Source organism: Arthrobacter sp. zg-Y40, assembly GCF_020731535.1.
GTDB lineage: Bacteria > Actinomycetota > Actinomycetes > Actinomycetales > Micrococcaceae > Arthrobacter_B.
In genome coordinates, this window is the sequence record NZ_JAJFZS010000003.1 from 78,883 (window position 1) to 95,343 (window position 16,461).

The 16,461-nt window shown below is 65.4% G+C and carries 14 protein-coding genes and 1 other RNA gene; 7 read left to right on the forward strand and 8 right to left on the reverse strand.

Annotated features, from left to right (window positions below):
• Positions 1 to 5: 5 nt before the first annotated feature.
• Together LJ754_RS04040 and LJ754_RS04045 are read right to left on the reverse strand one after the other, a co-directional pair.
• Positions 6 to 1,385, reverse strand: a complete 1,380-nt coding sequence (locus LJ754_RS04040; protein ID WP_227911861.1) for an NAD-dependent succinate-semialdehyde dehydrogenase — start codon at positions 1,383 to 1,385, stop codon at positions 6 to 8.
• A gap of 95 nt (positions 1,386 to 1,480) precedes the next feature.
• A complete protein-coding gene (locus LJ754_RS04045; protein ID WP_227925594.1) occupies positions 1,481 to 2,275 on the reverse strand; it encodes a trimeric intracellular cation channel family protein in 795 nt (264 codons plus the stop codon).
• A 301-nt stretch (positions 2,276 to 2,576) separates the two neighbouring features.
• Here LJ754_RS04045 and LJ754_RS04050 point away from each other — a divergent pair, with 301 nt between their 5' ends.
• Positions 2,577 to 3,209, forward strand: a complete 633-nt coding sequence (locus tag LJ754_RS04050; RefSeq protein ID WP_227925595.1) for a hypothetical protein — start codon at positions 2,577 to 2,579, stop codon at positions 3,207 to 3,209.
• Between the two features lie 6 nt (positions 3,210 to 3,215).
• On the opposite strand, the gene LJ754_RS04055 is transcribed toward LJ754_RS04050, so the two are convergent.
• From LJ754_RS04055 to ssrA, 3 genes are all read right to left on the reverse strand, one after another.
• Positions 3,216 to 3,518 carry a hypothetical protein gene (locus LJ754_RS04055; protein ID WP_227911864.1) on the reverse strand — a complete coding sequence of 101 codons (303 nt, stop codon included), beginning with the start codon at positions 3,516 to 3,518 and terminating at the stop codon, positions 3,216 to 3,218.
• A gap of 98 nt (positions 3,519 to 3,616) precedes the next feature.
• Positions 3,617 to 4,660: a glucose 1-dehydrogenase gene (locus LJ754_RS04060; RefSeq protein WP_227925597.1), complete on the reverse strand. Its 1,044-nt coding sequence runs from the start codon at positions 4,658 to 4,660 to the stop codon at positions 3,617 to 3,619.
• Between the two features lie 163 nt (positions 4,661 to 4,823).
• Positions 4,824 to 5,193: a transfer-messenger RNA gene (gene ssrA, locus LJ754_RS04065) on the reverse strand.
• A gap of 205 nt (positions 5,194 to 5,398) precedes the next feature.
• On the opposite strand from ssrA, the gene LJ754_RS04070 reads away from it, so the two are divergent.
• On the forward strand, positions 5,399 to 6,265 hold the full coding sequence (locus tag LJ754_RS04070) for a PaaX family transcriptional regulator (RefSeq protein ID WP_227925599.1): 867 nt from the start codon (positions 5,399 to 5,401) through the stop codon (positions 6,263 to 6,265).
• Between the two features lie 16 nt (positions 6,266 to 6,281).
• On the opposite strand, the gene LJ754_RS04075 is transcribed toward LJ754_RS04070, so the two are convergent.
• Entirely contained in the window at positions 6,282 to 6,683 is a 402-nt protein-coding gene (locus tag LJ754_RS04075; protein ID WP_227911867.1) for a RidA family protein, read from the reverse strand.
• Positions 6,684 to 6,844: 161 nt separating this feature from the next.
• Here LJ754_RS04075 and LJ754_RS04080 point away from each other — a divergent pair, with 161 nt between their 5' ends.
• The 5 genes from LJ754_RS04080 to LJ754_RS04100 are packed head-to-tail and all read left to right on the forward strand — an operon-like array spanning position 6,845 to position 13,185.
• The gene (locus LJ754_RS04080; protein ID WP_227925601.1) at positions 6,845 to 7,702 is read left to right on the forward strand and encodes a fumarylacetoacetate hydrolase family protein; all 858 of its coding nucleotides are present in this window, start codon (positions 6,845 to 6,847) and stop codon (positions 7,700 to 7,702) included.
• 43 nt (positions 7,703 to 7,745) lie between these two features.
• Positions 7,746 to 8,216, forward strand: a complete 471-nt coding sequence (locus LJ754_RS04085) for a cupin domain-containing protein (RefSeq protein ID WP_227911869.1) — start codon at positions 7,746 to 7,748, stop codon at positions 8,214 to 8,216.
• Positions 8,213 to 9,082, forward strand: coding sequence for an acyl-CoA thioesterase (locus LJ754_RS04090; protein WP_227911870.1), 870 nt, complete (start codon positions 8,213 to 8,215; stop codon positions 9,080 to 9,082). Before LJ754_RS04085 ends, LJ754_RS04090 begins: the two co-directional genes overlap by 4 nt.
• A gap of 41 nt (positions 9,083 to 9,123) precedes the next feature.
• Positions 9,124 to 10,749: an AMP-binding protein gene (locus tag LJ754_RS04095; protein ID WP_227925603.1), complete on the forward strand. Its 1,626-nt coding sequence runs from the start codon at positions 9,124 to 9,126 to the stop codon at positions 10,747 to 10,749.
• A gap of 36 nt (positions 10,750 to 10,785) precedes the next feature.
• A complete protein-coding gene (locus LJ754_RS04100; protein WP_227925604.1) occupies positions 10,786 to 13,185 on the forward strand; it encodes a bifunctional salicylyl-CoA 5-hydroxylase/oxidoreductase in 2,400 nt (799 codons plus the stop codon).
• Between the two features lie 100 nt (positions 13,186 to 13,285).
• Here the strand turns inward: LJ754_RS04100 and LJ754_RS04105 are convergent, their stop codons facing one another.
• On the reverse strand, positions 13,286 to 14,944 hold the full coding sequence (locus LJ754_RS04105; RefSeq protein WP_227925607.1) for a thiamine pyrophosphate-binding protein: 1,659 nt from the start codon (positions 14,942 to 14,944) through the stop codon (positions 13,286 to 13,288).
• A 59-nt stretch (positions 14,945 to 15,003) separates the two neighbouring features.
• Positions 15,004 to 16,368: an MFS transporter gene (locus tag LJ754_RS04110; protein ID WP_227925609.1), complete on the reverse strand. Its 1,365-nt coding sequence runs from the start codon at positions 16,366 to 16,368 to the stop codon at positions 15,004 to 15,006.
• Between the last annotated feature and the right edge of the window lie 93 nt (positions 16,369 to 16,461).

Here is a 16,461-nt window from a genome sequence, read left to right on the forward strand (position 1 = left end):
CGTCCTCAGCGCTTGGCCGGGGTGCGGACCAGCTTCTTGTTGACGAACTCGTCCATGCCGTAGCGGCCCAGCTCGCGGCCGACGCCGGACCGCTTGACGCCGCCGAAGGGCAGGTCAGGCTGGGTGCTGGCGGTGCCGTTGATCCAGACCATGCCGCTTTCCAGCTGGTCCGCCACCTCCAGTGCCTTGTCCTCATCTGCGCTGAAGACGGTGCCGCCCAGGCCGAACGGTGAGTTGTTGGCCAGCTCCACGGCCTCATCCGCGCTGGCCACCTTGTAGATGACGGCGGCCGGTCCGAACAGCTCCTCGGAGAAGGCCCGCATGTCCGGGGTGACGTCGGTGAGCACGGTGGGCTGCACGTAAGCGCCGGGGCCGTCGATGTGTCCGCCGCCGGTGCGCAGCGTTGCCCCCTGCTCAACGGCGTTGCGGATCTGTTCCACCAGCCCGTCCGCTGCGGCCTGCGAGGAAAGCGGGCCGAACCGGGTTTCCGGATCCAGCGGGTCGCCGGGTTCCATGGCCGCCATCCCTGCGGTGAACTTCTCCACGAACTCCTCGTAGATGTCCTCCATCACAATGAACCGCTTGGCGGCGTTGCACGCCTGCCCGGCGTTGTTCATGCGGCCGGCCACGGCCGCCTTGACGGTGGCATCCAGGTCCGGGCTGTCCAGGACAATGAACGGATCGCTGCCGCCCAGTTCCAGCACGTACTTCTTCAGGTTCCGGCCGGCCACCTCGGCAACGGCGGCGCCTGCCCGTTCGCTGCCGGTCAGGGATACACCCTGGATACGCGGGTCGGCGATGATGTCCGCGGCCTGCTCATTGGTGGCAAACAGGTTGATGTAGGCACCTTCGGGCACGCCGGCGTCGGCGAAGATCTGTGCCATGGCCAGCGCGGACTGCGGGCAGTTGTTGGCGTGCTTGAGCAGCACCGTGTTGCCCAGCACCAGGTTGGGGCCGGCGAAGCGGGCCACCTGGTAGTAGGGGAAGTTCCAGGGCATGATCCCCAGCAGGGGGCCGACCGGCAGGGTACGGACGACGGCGGTGCCGCCGCCCTTGGGTGCCAGCTGTTCGTCGGCCATAAAGCCGGGGCCCTCGGTGGCGTAGTACTCGTAGATGTTCGCGGAGAGGGCTACCTCGCCCTTCGCCTGGGTCAGCGGCTTGCCCATTTCCGTGGCAATGAGTGCGGCCAGTTCGTCGGCGCGCTCCCGGTACAGTTCGGCAACCCGGGCAACAACCTTTGCCCGGCTCGCTACCGGTTCGTTGCGCCAGGCGAGGTACGCCTCGTGGGCGGACGTGACGGCCTGGCTGATCTGAGCATCGGTGGCTTCGGGGAATTCCTGGAGGGTCTCTCCAGTGGCGGGATTTACGCTTTTGTAAGCAGTCATAACGGCCACGCTACTCCGGCGTAGCGAGTCTGCAAAAGTGGATTTTTTCGGGACTAAATCGTCCGGAATCAGCGTTTTAGCGCAAATAAGCGCAGTTATTCGCGTCCGGTGTCATCTTGGTCCGGGTTCTTGTGCCCGGTTCCTTCCGCGCCTTCCCCGGATGCAGGGCGGGGCCGTGGCCTCAGGCGGGGGCGCCGGAGTGTGGGCCGCGGCCAACCTGCTGCCTGCCGCTCGGCCGGGCGGGTGCGGCGGGGCAGCTTGACGGTGAACTCGCCCGGGCCGGGCAGCCGCCAGCCGCGGCGCCGGGCCATGATGCACAGGACCGCGCAGGTGCCGATGGCCACGCCCATGCCCACGTTCTGCATTCCCAGGCTGTACAGGACCACCATTTCGGCGGCCGCCACCAGCGCGCCGGTGGCGTACAGGGTGTTGCCGCCGAAGATTGCCGGGACGCGCCCCACCACAATGTCGCGGATCATGCCGCCGCCCACCGCCGTCGCCACGCCGATCAGGATGGCAGGCAGCCAGTCCAGGTCCACGGCCAGGGCCTTGGCGGTACCGGTTGCTGCCCAGCAGCCAAGTGCGAGGGCGTCGATCACAATCAGGAAGCGGTTGGCCCATTTGCCCTTGAGTTCAATGGCGTACGCGATGAAAGCACCGGCAATGGCCGTGAACAGGTAGGCGGGGTTGGTCAGGGCCACGGGTGTACCGGCCTGCAGCAAGGTATCGCGGAGTACACCGCCGCCCAGGGCGGAGGTAAGGGCCAGCACAATGAAGCCCACCGGGTCCATCCGCAGCTGTCGTGCCACGGCTCCGCCCAACACCCCGTTGGCCAGCACTCCGGCGAGGTCAACGGCGTCGAAAACCTCCGCCGGGTCGAATAAGTTCACGCCGCTCCTGCTGTTTCCTCCGGCCGTGTTGCCGCCGTTCATTCTACGGTGGTCTGCGGCTCCAGGCGGATCCAGGGCGTCCGCAGCGGGGCGGCCATGGGCAGTTCTGCCCATGGCCGCACAAATGGAACTCATGCAATGCTCGGGGCCAGTCATTCGGTCAGGTCCAGGGGATGAAAATGATGTGGAGGACAGACGCATTCAAAATGCCATCGGTACCGTTGTGGCTTCTGATTTCGAAGAGCACCCGGAGTTATGCGAATGGAAAACTGGACACGGTCAGAGTGAAAGGCCTGGAACAGTGAGCGAATTGACTCCACGGTCCCGCGGCCGCTCCGGCGCCGTCATACTGGCACTTTTGATCACCGCCGCTGCCGCAGGATGCGCGCCCTCGGTGCAGGCAGAATCCCAAGAAACGGAGACATCCACGGCAGCACCTCTTTCCGCGGAAGAGTTCGCGGACATTCAGCAGGAGCTGGAGAAACTGGTTCCCCTGCTGCAGCAGGGGACGGGAGGCGCCGCAGAACTGGCGGTCGACAAACTGCGGGAAATCTCCTGCCTTCGCCCCGAAAACAAGGAACAACAAAAGCAAACAAGCTGGATGTCGGAACTGAGCGCGACGCCGCAGGACGCCACCGCAGCCAACGCGGCACTGGAGCAAGTTGTCTCCACCTTGGAACAGGAGGGATGGACCTTCTCCCGCGAGGCCGGAGATTCCGAGGAAACCGATGGCGTTGTCCGCGAAATAGTGCTGAGCAACGGAGGCCTTCGCGCCACGGTCACCTACGAACGCGGCCAATCCAACCCGGAGCACTTCGTCACGGTCTTCCTGCGCACCAGCTGCCTGGAACACCCCGCGGACCACCAGATGCAACGCTCCCCGTTGGATCCCACCTACGGCATAAGCGACTTGTACTACCCCGACGGTGCCTGACCCCCGCTAGCGCTCGTTTGAATCGTCTTCTTCGGATCCCTGCGGATAGCCGTCGTCATCCACCGGGACCTCCGCCTTCTGTTCCAGGATGTCGGCCTCGGACCCCTCGGGATAGACCGGGCCACTGGGGCCGGCGTCGCCCGCCCCGGGAATCATGTCCTGGTCCATTCCGTCCGCCTCTGAACCGTCGCGGTGGATTTCCCCGGCCGGGCCGGCGTCACCGGCGCCCGGAACGGTGGGAATGTCCTGGTCTGCCCGGTCGGCGTCCGATCCGCCGGGCATGATGGGAAGGTCGGTTTCCTTGGTCATCAGCGTCCCTCCAATGCGGTTTGCCGCGGCCGCCGGGCGGCCCTGGTGCTTCCTGTCTACCACCGAAGCCGGCCCCGCTGAATACCCTCCCGGACGGATCAGGCCAGGTCCAGCACCACCTTGATGTCGCCGTCGCGGTCTTCGAAGGCCTGCTCGTAGTCGGCCAGGGGAACCCGGCGGGAAATTATCTTGTCCAGCCATGACGTGTCGGCTTTGGCCAGTGCCTCCGCCGCCTTGAGGTAGTGCCGGCGGTTGGCGTTGATGGTTCCGAAAACCACCCGGTTGTCCATCACCAGGGACAGGTTGAGTGCCCCCAGGTCCAAAGGCTCTTCACCGCCTTCCTCGGAGACTCCGGTCAGGCAGGTGACGGAGTTTTTGGCGCCGTTCTGCAACACCTCGCGAATCACGGCGGGAGCACCGGTGCACTCGATGGTGATATCGGCACTGACGCCGGATTCGGCGAGGGATTCGGTGTGGAATACGGCACCGAGTTCCTTGGTGAGGGCTTCCTTGGGTCCGCCTTCTTCCAGGTCGAAGACATGCACCTCCATTCCGCGCTGGATGCCCAGCAGCGCGGCCAGCAGGCCCACCGGTCCTGCACCGGTTACGGCAACCACGTGCGGGCGGAAATAGGCGCGGCTGCCAATCCGGTCCACCTGTTCCCATGCCTTGGCGAGGATGGTGGCCGGTTCCAGCAGCACGCCCACGCGTTCCAGGGAAGGCTTCAGCTTCACCATGTCCTCCGGTTCACCCCGCCAGCGTTCGCGGGCAAAGCCGTCCAGGGCTTCGATGCCGTGCTCGGTGTAATTGCCGGTATGGCACATGTCCCATTCACCGGCAGCGCAGGCACGGCAGTTCTCCGCACAGGGACGGCGGACAATCCCCACCACCAGGTCCCCCGCGGTCAGCCCGGAGCCTTCCGGCGCTTCCAGCACCCGGCCCAGGTTCTCGTGGCCCATCACCAGGTAGTCCCGGCCCTCGGGAGCAGTACCGAACTCGTCCGCGATCACTTCCCGGTCCGTGGCGCACAGCCCCACGGCAAGCGTTTCCACCAGTACGCTGCCTTCGGCCGCTTCCGGCTCCGGCAGGTCCGCCAGGTCCAGCGAATCCTTCTGCCCGGGGGTAATGGTCAATGCCTGCATGGGTGTCCCTTCACGCGTACCGAGTTTCTTCCCCCCAGATTAGCGCCCGCTCAACGCGGCGTTGGAAGCGCATGCCGCCGGACAAAGAAAAACACCCCGGTCCGAAGACCGGGGCGTCAACGTTGACCCGACTCACCCGTAAAGGATGTCTCGGCGCAACATACGGTGGAGATGGGGGGAATCGAACCCCCGTCCGGTGTTGTATTGTCAGGGCTTCTCCGGGCGCAGTATGCGTCGGATTTTCTCGGCCCCAGCCATCTTGCAAACGAGTGGCTGATCCGGGCCCAGCCGTCATAAAGTCCCGAACACCCCGACGGCGGAGGTATTCAGCAGTGGCCCTCTAAACGACGCCAGGATCCGGAGCGAGAGCGACTCCGGGCTGACGGACTACTCCGGCTGCTTAGGCAGCGAGAGCGAAGTCAGTGCGCATAGGTTTGGCACTTATTTTTTTGCAGAGAGCGTTAACGAGATAACTCTGCGTTCTCGGCCCGCTTCCCCTGGCTCAACAAACATCGTCGAAACCGATCATCCCCGTGTTCAGTTGCCAAGTACTTCCGGTGTTTCTTCAACTGCGTGTTGCCTCAACTGCCGGCCCTCTCGGTCCGGCACTGCGTATAACGACGACGGCGTGCGGATGATTCCCGCCGTTTGCGGCAGATTTCCGGGCCGGCAGTACATGCTGCGCTGCCCGGCGGCCGGGGGTCAAGCCGCAGGTCCGGCGCGTTGTACCATAACGGAATGATCAAGGAAGTGCCGCCTGCGGCGGAAATGCAGGAAGGCACGGTGCCCCGGCACCACCAATTGATCGTTACGCTGTTTGGCCTCTATGCCCGGACCCCGGGAGCAGGCATTCAGGTGGCCACCATCATCCGGCTTCTACAGGACGCCGGTGTCGGTCCGGCGGGGGTGCGCTCCTCCATCTCACGCTTGAAGAAGCGGGGTGTCCTGGAAAGTGTGACCGTCCAGGGCCGCAGCGGATACGCCCTGTCGTCCGGGATGCAGGACACCTTCCGCGAAGGTGACGAGAGGATTTTCCATCCCCGCCGCGCCGGCATTGAGGATCCCTGGCTGCTCGCCACCTTCACCGTCCCTGAATCCCAGCGCAATATCCGGCACAAGATCCGCAGCTCACTGGTGCGGATGGGTTTCGGATCAGTCACCCCCGGGCTATGGATTGCCCCCGGACATTTGCGTCCCTCGGTTCTGTCCTACTTCGAAAACCGCGGTATGGGCCAGTACCTGGAGTTTTTCCTCGCCGACCACGTTGGCAGCAGTGACATGCGGGCCAATGTGGCGCAGTGGTGGGACCTGCCGGCGCTCGAGCTTCAGTACGCCGAGTTCATCCGCCTCCAGCAACCGCTGCTGGAACGCTGGCTCGACGGCGGGCAGCCCGTTGCGGACCGCATGGCCCGCGCGTTCGTGGACCACTTGCTACTGCTCACCGAATGGCGCCGGCTCCCGTACCTGGACCCGGGGCTGCCGGTGGAGCTGCTCTCCAAGGACTGGAATGCGCTGGAGGCACACGACCTCTTTTCCCGGCTGCACTCCGTTCTGGGTCCGCTGGCCGAAGAGCACGCGACCGCCGTCATCGACGACGTTCCCTAGTTCCGGCTCGTCCCGGCTAGTCCCGGTCCTGGATTACGGCGACGCCCTGGATCTCGATGACCGCTTCCTTCTGCCACAGCCGGCTGACACCGATCCCGGCCATCGCCGGATACTCCGACCCCGCCATCTCACGCCAGATACGGCCGATTTCGCGGCCGTTGGCCATGTAGTCGTCCACATCCGTGAGGTAAATAGTCACGGATACCAGATCCTCGGGACGGCCGCCCGCCTCGGCCAGCGTCGTCAGCACATTGCCGAAGGCCTGCCGGAACTGTGCAACCACCCCGCCTTCCACAATCCGCATCTCTGCATCCAGGGCAGTCTGCCCGCCCAGATAGACCGTGTTCCCCGACAGCACGCCGTGCGCATACCCCGACGGTTTGGGCAGCGAAGAGGGGTTGATGACCTTATTCTGCATTGCGGTTTTTCCTCCTGAGCGGATCACTTTCCTGCGTGAAAATGCCTCTGTTCAAGCCATTTGCACCGTGCTACATTGAGCCTACGTGACGCCAGTCACAAAGTCGACATATTCCTCGGGACTGCTTCCACGGCCGGGGAAGACACAGGCAGGGAGAGCATATGAAGCTGGCAACCATAGCCGCCGGGGGCGGCACAAGCGCGGCCGTTGTGCTGCCGGACGGAAGCTACCTCCCCTTGGACGCACCAAACCTCAGCGCCCTGCTTCAGCAGGACCAATGGCGCGAAGAGGCAACCCGGCAGGCCGCCGCACCGGACGCCGTCGCCCGTTCCGTCCCGCGGGAAGGGACCACGCTGCTCAACCCGCTCCCGGTGCCGGCCAAGGTCATTTGCTGCGGCCTGAACTACAGCGAGCACATCTTGGAAATGGGCCGGGAGCTTCCCCGGTTCCCCACACTCTTCGCGAAATTCGCGGACACCCTCACCGACCCCTTCGCGGACCTGGACATCAGCGGCAGCGAAAGCGTGGATTGGGAGGGCGAACTTGCAGTAGTGGTGGGAACCGCGCTCCGCCATGCCGACGAGGCTGAAGCAGCAGCAGGAATTGCCGGCTACACCGCGGCGAACGATATCTCCATGCGGGACTGGCAGAACCGGACACTGCAGTGGTTCCAGGGCAAGGCCTTTGACCGGAGCACGCCCCTGGGGCCGGTGCTCGTCACCGCCGACGAACTGGATCCGGAGGCCGGAGTGGAGGTCAGCTGCTACCTCAACGGCGAGCGCATGCAGCACGGCAATACGGCCAGCCTGGTCTTCAGCGCCGCCCGCCTGCTCTCCTATATTTCCACCTTCACCGAGCTGCGTCCGGGCGACATTGTCCTCACCGGGACCCCCGGCGGAGTGGGCATGGGCATGAATCCTCCCCGCTATCTGTCCGACGGCGATGTCCTCACCACCGAGGTGGGCGGGATCGGCCGGCTGGAAAACCACATCCGGGTCTCCTCCCGGGTCACCGCCTAGAGCATCCACCCACCGGCACCCACGGTGCCAGGAAAGGAAAATCATGACCGCGTACAGCGTCGAAGGAGACAACTCCGTTTATGCCGGCCCCGACGGGCAGGTGGTGCCCGTGGTGACGCGGGCCGGGGAGGAAGACACCAACACCGCCCAGTCCGGGGACTGCGTCCGGGTCTCCGGCGTAAGCATCCAGCACACTCCGGCCACCAAAATCTGGTTCGGGCAGGTATCCAATGTGCCCGGTTACCGGTCGCTCCCGCATCACCACGGCGAAGCGGAAACCGGCGGCTATGTCCTCCGCGGCCACGGACGCATCTATTTCGGTGCGGACTACTCCGAGTACCTGGATATGAAAGCCGGAGACTGGGTCTTCGTGCCCCCCTTCATGCCCCATGTGGAGGCCAACATGTCGGTCACAGAGGAGCTCGTCTGGCTCACCGCGCGGACCCCGGAAAACATTGTGGTCAACCTGGACGACGTGCCGGACGAAACGCTGGACGGATACCGCCGCTCGTGAACTCGGACACCTTCCTGCAGGCCATCGAGCTCAAGCCCACCGTGGCGGAGATCTTTGACCAGGCCTACACCGCCATGCCCCAGTACGTTCCCTGGCCCAAGGCCTACGGCGGGGACATGGTGGCGCAGGGTGCGCTGGCCATGATGCAGTCAGCCGCCGCGGACCGCCGGCTGCACTCCATGCACAGCTACTTCCTGCGGCCGGTGGATGTGGGGATTCCGGTCCGGTACGAGGTGGAGCTCCTGCGCGACGGGCGCGGCTACTCCACGCGGCAGGTGCGGGGCTACCAGAACGGAAAGCCGGTCTACGCAGCACTCGGGTCCTTCCACGTGCCCGAAGACGGCCCGGAGTATGAGCCGGACCTGCCGGCGTCGTACGCAGGCGTGGATCCTGAGTCCCTCGCCAGCGCCGCCGACGTGCTGGACGGCCACGACGGCGACGACGCCCGCTACTGGTCGGCCGGCCGCAGCTTCGACATGCGCCATGTTCCGGGACCGCTGTACCTGGAAACCGGCAGCGGCGTCACCGCCCACCAGGCCGTGTGGGTCAAGGCTTTTTCGGAGCTCCCCGATGATCCGGCGATCCAGCGTGCGGCCCTGGCCTATGTCTGTGACTACACCATCCTGGAACCCCTGCTCCGGGCCCACGGACTGGCCTGGGCAACCCCCGGGTTGACCACCGCAAGCCTGGACCACGCCATGTGGTTCCACCGTGACGGCCGGGTCGATGACTGGGTGCTCTACGCCCAGGACGCCGTTTCCTCCCAAAACAACCGGGGGCTGGCAGCGGGCCGGTTCTTCACCCGGGACGGAACCCTGCTGGCCACGGTGGCCCAGGAGGGCATGATCCGCGGTCCCCGCTCCTAACCCATCCCAGGGACACCAGCCCAGCTACGGAAAGAGGCACCATGGAACTATCCCCCTCGGCCCACCAGGACACCTTCACGCGCGACCACCTTCCGCCCGGGGAACAATGGCCGGTGCTGGAGTTCACCCTTCCCGAACTGCAGTACCCCGACCGGCTCAACGCTGCTGAAGCACTGATTGATGACACCGCTGCCGCGATGGGCGCCGACCGCACCGCGCTGCTGACCCCGGACGGTGAGCGGTGGAGCTACGGACTGCTGCTTGAGCGGTCCAACCAGGTTGCCCGGGTACTGGCCGAAGACCTTGGCGTTGTTCCGGGCAACCGGGTGATGCTGCGCGCGCCCAACAACCCGTGGCTCGTGGCCTGCTGGCTGGGCGTACTGAAGGCGGGCGCCGTTGTGGTGACCACCATGCCCGCCCTGCGTGCCGGGGAAATCGGCACACTGATGGAACTGACCCGCCCCACGGCGGTGCTCTGCGACCACCGGTTCCTGGCGGACATGAGGACCGCGGCCGGCGAGGTGCCGGTGGTCCCGGTGGGCGGCGACGACGACGGCGACCTCACCGTCCTGTCGGCAGCCAAACCCGCCAGCTTCACCAACGTGCAGACCGCCGCCGACGATGTTGCCTTGCTGGGGCCCACCTCCGGAACCACGGGCACACCCAAAATCACCATGCACTTCCACCGCGACATCCTGGCCAATGCCGACACTTTCGCGCGGCACATCCTGCAGCCGGTTACCGATGATGTCTTCGCAGGCTCCCCGCCCCTGGCCTTCACCTTCGGCCTCGGCGGACTGGTGGTTTTTCCGCTCCGGTTCGGTGCCAGTGCCCTGCTGACCGAGCGCACCACTCCGGCCCAGCTGGCCGAACTGAGCCGGCAGGCCGGTGCCACCGTGCTGTTCACCGCGCCCACCGCTTACCGGGCCATCATCAAGGAAGGGCTCTCCGATCTGCTGCGCCCGCTGCGCATGGCCGTCTCGGCCGGCGAGCATCTGCCGGAGGCAACGTGGCGGGAAGTGAAGAAGGAGACCGGTCTTGAACTGGTCAACGGAATCGGCTCCACCGAAATGCTGCACGTCTTCATTTCCGCTGCAGGCAGCGATATCCGCCCGGGTGCCACCGGACGTACCGTGCCCGGTTTCCGGGCCACCATCCTGGGACCCGACGACGAGGAAGTGGCCCCCGGGGAGATCGGGCGCCTGGCCGTCATTGGTCCCACCGGCTGCCGGTACCTGGATGACCCGCGGCAGGAAAACTATGTGGTCAACGGCTGGAACGTCACCGGGGATACCTTCCGCCAGGACGCCGACGGCTACTTCTATTACCAGGCCCGGTCCGACGACATGATTGTCTCCTCTGGCTACAACATCGGCGCCCCGGAAGTGGAAGCCGCCCTGAACCAGCACCCCGACGTACTGGAAAGCGCTGTGATCGGCCGCCCCGATCCCGAACGGGGATCCATAGTCCTCGCCTTTGTGGTGCTGCGGGAGAACGTTCCGCCGGGGGATGCGAAGGCCGTCGAACTGCAGGACTTCGTCAAACAGGTGATCGCGCCGTACAAGTATCCCCGCGCCATTTCGTTTGTCGACGAGTTGCCCCGGAACCCCAGCGGCAAGCTCCAGCATTTCAAGCTCCGCGAAATCGTTGAAACGGCCCAGGCCTAGATCCACACCGGACACCCGGTATTGAAAGGACACACCATGAAGATCGCAGTTGTCGGCGGCGGCCCCGGAGGGCTCTACTTTGCCGCATTGATGAAGCAGCTGGATCCTGCGCACGAGGTGACCGTGTGGGAGCGCAACGCCGCGAGCGACACGTTCGGGTTCGGCGTCGTGTTCTCCGACGAGACCCTTGGCGGCATCGGGAACGCGGACACCGAGATTGCCGCCGCCATGTCCCGGCGTTTTGCCCGCTGGACGGACATCGACATCCATTTCCGGGGTGAGCAGCATACCGTGGGCGGACAGGGCTTCGCCGCCATGAGCCGCAAGGAACTGCTCGAACTGCTGCAGCAGCGGTGCGGAGACCTCGGCGTCGACGTCCGGTTCTCCACGCTGGCCCCCGACGTCGCCGAGCTCAGCCGCACCCATGACCTGGTCCTCGCCGCCGACGGCCTCAATTCCGCCATCCGCGGCGCCTACGCGGATTCCTTCAAACCGTCGCTGGACCTGCGCCGTTCCAAGTACATGTGGCTGGGAACCGACCTTGTGTTCGAGGCCTTCAAGTTCTTCATCAAGGACACCGAGCACGGCGTCATGCAGATCCACGGTTACCCGTATTCGGACCAGGGCTCCACCTTTATTGTCGAAATGCATGAGGATGTATGGCGTTCGGCCGGCTTCGACGAAACTGAAGGGCAGGTGTTCCCTCCCGGCGTCAGCGACGAAGCAGCAATCGCCCGGATCACGGAAATCTTCCGGGACGAACTGCAGGGACACAGCGTTCTGTCCAACAACTCCAAGTGGCTGAACTTCACCACCGTGCGCAACGAAAACTGGCGGCACGGGAACATCGTCCTGCTTGGCGACGCCGCCCACACCGCGCATTTCTCGATCGGCTCAGGCACCAAACTCGCCATGGAGGACTCCTTGGCGCTGGCTGCCTGCCTGCACGAGCATCCCGATGTGGAGACCGCGCTGGCGGCCTATGAGGCGGAGCGGCGTCCCGTGGTGGAATCCACCCAGCGTGCCGCACAGGCTTCGCTCGAATGGTTTGAGAACATCGGCCAGTATGCGGGCCAGGATCCGGTGCAGTTCTGCTTCAACCTGCTCACCCGCAGCCGCCGCATCACCTACGACAACCTCAAGCTCCGCGACCCTGGCTTCGCCGCCCTGGCGGACAAGGCCTTCGCCGAGTCCGCCGGCGTGCAGGACGTGGCACCGGCCATGTTCCAGCCGGCCCGCATCGGCAGCCTGGAACTCAAGAACCGCATAGTGGTCTCCCCCATGGACATGTATTCGGCGGTGGACGGACTGCCGGGGGACTTCCACCTCACCCACCTGGGCAGCAAGGCGATGGGCGGCGCCGGACTGGTGATGACCGAGATGGTCTGCGTGTCCGACGTCGGCCGGATCACCCCGGGCTGCACCGGCCTGTACTCGGATGAGCAAGCTGCCGGCTGGCGGCGGATCGTGGACTTTGTCCACCAGCAGTCCACGGCCAAGATCGGTGGGCAGATCGGGCACTCCGGACGCAAGGGGTCCACCCGGCTCATGTGGGAGGGTATTGATGTTCCGCTGGAGGACGGCTGGGACGTGATGGGTCCGTCGGCGCTTCCCTACGGCGAGAACTGCAACGTGCCGCGGGAAATGGACCGATCCGACATGCAGCAGGTCTTGGCGGAGTTTACCGACGCGGCCCGCCGTGCTGCCGACGCCGGCTTTGATTTGCTCGAACTCCACGCCGCGCACGGATACCTTCTGTCCTCCTTCCTCTCCCCGCTCTCCAACCGGCGCACGGATGAATACGGCGGCAGCCTGGCGAACCGGCTGCGCTATCCCCTCGAAGTTTTCGACGCCGTCCGGGCGGCTTGGCCGGCCGAGCGCCCGCTCACCGTCCGCCTGTCCGCCACGGATTGGGTTGAGGGCGGAAACACCGACGACGACGCCGTGGAGATCGCGCGTGCGTTCATCGCCCACGGGGCAGACGGAATCGACGTGTCCTCCGGCCAGGTCTCGAAGGAGGAAAAGCCGGCGTTCGGCCGCAGCTACCAGACACCCTTTGCGGACAAAATCCGCAACCAGGCGGCAGCTGCTGCCGGCGTGGCCGTTATCGCCGTCGGCGCTGTTTCCTCCTACGACGACGTGAATTCCATCCTGCTCGCCGGGCGCGCCGACTTCTGCGCGTTGGGCCGCACCCACCTGTACAACCCGCAGTGGACGCTGCAGGCCGCGGCGGAGCAGGACTACCGGGGGCCGGGAGCGGATTGGCCCCTGCCGTTCAAGGCCGGCCGGCGCAAGCCGCCCAGCGCCCGGACCGACGCCGTCCGGCCCCGGCTGTCGCTGCTGCGTGAACTGGAACCGGAATCCGCTGCGACGCACGTGCGGTGGACACCAAAAACCGCCGCCCGGTCTGCGGAAGTCCTGGCTTCGGGCGTATAGACCGCCCCTTCCAAAGGGAAAGGTCCCGTCTACAGCAGACGGGACCTTTCCCTTTGTGCTTCCAGCCGGGCTTTCGGCATGCTCTCCGGAGCCGGGCTGCTTAGTGGCTGCTGAAGGCCTCGGCGAGCCACCAGGCACCGTTGTCCGACGTGATTTTGGCGTCGATGACCAGCGGCCGGCGCGGGCCTGATACCAGCCACTGAGTTACGGCGTCCAGGTCCTCGGCCTTTCGGACGGTGAGCCCGTCTGCACCGAAACCGCGTCCGATGGCTGCCGCGTCCGTTTCCGGGAACACCACCGTGTCCATGTCAGCATGCGGATTGTCCGCACCGAAGTGATGGACCTCTGCCCCGTAGGCGGCATCGTTGTACACAACGCAGACCAACGGCAGGTGGAGCCTCACGGCGGTTTCCAGTTCCGCCAGGGCCATGTGGAAGCCGCCGTCTCCGGTCCCGAGGACCGGGAGGCGGTCCGGGCGGGCTACAGCTGCTCCGATCGCGGTGGCCAGGCCTAAGCCAACGGACTGGAACGCCTGCGTGAAACAGAACCCGAACTCGTCCGGAACTTCGAGGAACTGGCTTGGATAGCCCATGAAATTGCCGGAGTCCACGGCAACAATCCGCTCTGCCGGCAGCAGCTCGTCTAGCCTGCGGGTCAGGACACGCGGATCGATCCTGCCGCCGGCTGAGGAATCCACCAGCGGCTCATCCCGCCACCGGATGGAGGCGGCGATGCGCCGGCGGACGCCGTCGGTCCGGTACCCGGTGCGCGCAGCGCTCCCGCGGCTGGACAGTTCCACGAGTACCGCCGTCGCCGTTTCGGCTGCGTCGCCCTGCACCCCCAAGGTGATCGGACGGTTGGCGCCGAGTGCTTCGTCCTCCAGATCGACCTGGACCACGGCGGTGTCGGGGCCCACAAGATGCCCGTGCCGCATGGTCCACATATTCAAGGCGCAGCCGAAACCGACCAGCAGATCCGCGTCCGTGATCAGCTCAGCGGCCAAGGGTGAGGCGAACCCGCCGGAAATGCCCAGGCTGAACGGGTCTGCGTTGAACAGCCCCTTGGCCACCGCGGAAGTAGCCACCAGGGCACCGCTGCGGCGGGCCAACGCCAGCAGTTCGTTCCGTGCCCCTCTGCCTCCCCGGCCGGCAATGATTACCGGACGCCGGGCCTTTTCCAGCAGGTCCGCGAGCGCGGCAACAGATCCTGCACCCGGCCGCACCGGATCCGGCCGCCGCAGGGCGGGGACCGGCTGCGAAGGAATTTCCGGCACTGCTTGGGCCTGTACGTCCAGGGGAAGATTCAGCACAACCGTGCGCCTGTCATTAACTGCCCGGCGATAGGCTCTGACCGTGTCCGCGACTGCGGTCCGGGCAGAGTGGATCCGTTCGGGAACGGCCAGGACGGACCGGGCGAAGCTGTCCTGATCCATGCTGAAGTTTGAGTTCACGGATGCGGACGGGGCCTCGGCAGCCAGCACGATCACCGGTGTCCGGGACTTGGCCGCCTCGCCTATTCCTGTTGCCGCGTTTGTCAGCCCGCACCCCTGGTGCACCGAGACGAGGCCCACCCGGCCGGACATGCGGGCATAGGCATCGGCCATGGTGGCAGCGCCGCCCTCATGCCGTGCGGCGGTAAACGCTACTCCGTGCTCGCGTAGAGAATTTGTCAGGGTGAAGTTTCCCGACCCCACCACGCCGAAGCAGTGCCCGGCACCCAGTTCCGCCAAGGTCCGGCCCACCAACTGCGCTACGTTCATGCAGGTCCTCCGCCGACAGGGTTGGTGCCCGGCACGCGGCCGGGCACCAACCGTAGGTTTTATTTGGTGGAACCGGCCGCAGGGGAGGCAGCCGGTACGGCAGTATCCGCAGCCAGGCCGTCCAACTGGGGAACCCGCTTGGGGATCATGGCGACCGCGCCGGCGGCAACCAGGCCGATGACGGCAAAGACGGCAAAGTTCCATTCGAAGGGAACTCCGGCACCGGCGATCCAGCCGCCGATGATTGGACCGCTGATGGCACCGATCCGCGCGAAGCTGAGCGCCCAGCCCGTGGCCGTGGCTCGGGTGGCCGCCGGGTAGTAGTCCGCAATATAGCCGGTGAGGACCAAGGACGTGGAGATGGATCCAATGCCCGCGAAGGCAACGAAGGCCAGGTTCACCACCATGGAGTTGGGGAACATCAGCAGCAGGATTCCCGCTGCACCGAGGATGTAGAAGACCACCAGGATGCGCTTTTGCCCCACCCGGTCTGCGGCGTATCCAAGGACCAGGCCACCGATGGCGGAGGCCAGGCTGAAGACCAGAAGGAAGGTCAGCGAGGATCCCAGGTCATAGCCGGCCTTGCGCATGATCTGCGGCAGCCAGGTGTTGAGGCCGTAGACCAGGACCATGCCGCAGAACAGCGAGATCCAGAAGAAGACCGTGGACCGGAGGAACCGCTTGGAGAACATGGTGGCCATGACTTCGCGCCAGGGAATTGCCGCCGTCCCGCGGGCAGGCGGTGCGGGGTTGTAGTTGGGGATGTTCTGGCGTGCGGCGAGGGCTTTGGCCTGCGTGATCCGGCCCTTGGAGACGAGGTACTCCAGCGATTCGGGCAGCAGGTAGGCCACGACGGGCAGGATGACCACCGGCAGCGCCCCCACGGCAATGACTGCCCGCCAGCCGAATGCCGGCAGCAGGGCCATGGCGACCAGTGCCGAGGCAACAATGCCCAGCGAGTAGCCCGAGTACATCAAGCCGTAGTTGAAAGAGCGCTTCTTCGGTGCGGAGTACTCGATGGTCAGCGCGGCGGCCACCGGGATGACGCCGCCCATGCCGAGTCCGCCCAGGAAGCGGAAGAGGCCGAACATTTCCGGGGTGGGGGCCATCGCGGCGCCCGCCTGCGTCACGGTGAAGATCAGCATGGACAGCAGCAGCATTTTCTTGCGGCCGATGATGTCGCTGAGGGTGCCGATAAACAGGGCGCCAAAGAGCATGCCTACCAGTGCGTAAGCGCCCAGCCCGCCCAGTTCAAGGGGTGAGAGGTCCCATTCCTTGTATTCCGCGAGTGCGGGAAGCACGGCGCCGAGGACGCCGACGTCGTATCCCTCAGCCAGGATTGCCAGCCAGCAGGCAAACAGCACCAGGCCCGTGGTGCGGCGGGGAATGTTCCATTCAGTCGATGATGGTGCCTGTGTAGCCACGGTGCTCCTTGCGTTGCAGTGCTTGGACGCTCCATTATTGACAGACTATGACGATCGTCACAATAGATAAATAGAATTACTTTCTGCCGCTGC